The organism is Legionella waltersii, assembly GCF_001468085.1.
In the GTDB taxonomy this organism is placed as follows: domain Bacteria; phylum Pseudomonadota; class Gammaproteobacteria; order Legionellales; family Legionellaceae; genus Legionella; species Legionella waltersii.
In genome coordinates this window covers 447,737-448,094 of the sequence record NZ_LNZB01000060.1, presented here as the reverse complement: position 1 = coordinate 448,094, position 358 = coordinate 447,737, and the positions used below count along the sequence as shown (strand labels likewise).

Below are 358 nucleotides of genomic sequence, written 5' to 3'. Positions count from 1 at the left end.
CTCCCTTATGGTCGCGGCTCGGTTGTTCGTGCTTGATTAAACATTGCCCCCAATCCAGTCCAATTCAATCCGAGTCGCTACCATAGGGAGGCGCATAGCAACTCCTACTCCACATCGGTCGTAATCTCTTAATAACCCTTAATCAACCTATTTAAAGGAGAACCGATATGATAGAACCAAGTTTGTCCGCTGACTATCTGGGCAAAGACGTGCTGAAAGAAATAGTTAAGTTCGCTACACCCAATGACCGTGAACGCCTCATTCAGGTGAACAGAGAATTTCGTGAGGCAATCAAAGAGCTGGTGGCAGAAAGAAAAATTTCTCGCCGTGGAATCGTGGCATCTGCAGGCCATAATAC

Annotated in this window: 1 protein-coding gene; it reads left to right on the top strand. The window is 46.6% G+C overall.

The annotated features are described in order from the left end of the window. Positions 1 to 167 precede the first annotated feature (167 nt). The coding region (locus Lwal_RS17765) for a hypothetical protein (protein ID WP_193787239.1) at positions 168 to 358 on the top strand (191 nt) is incomplete at its 3' end.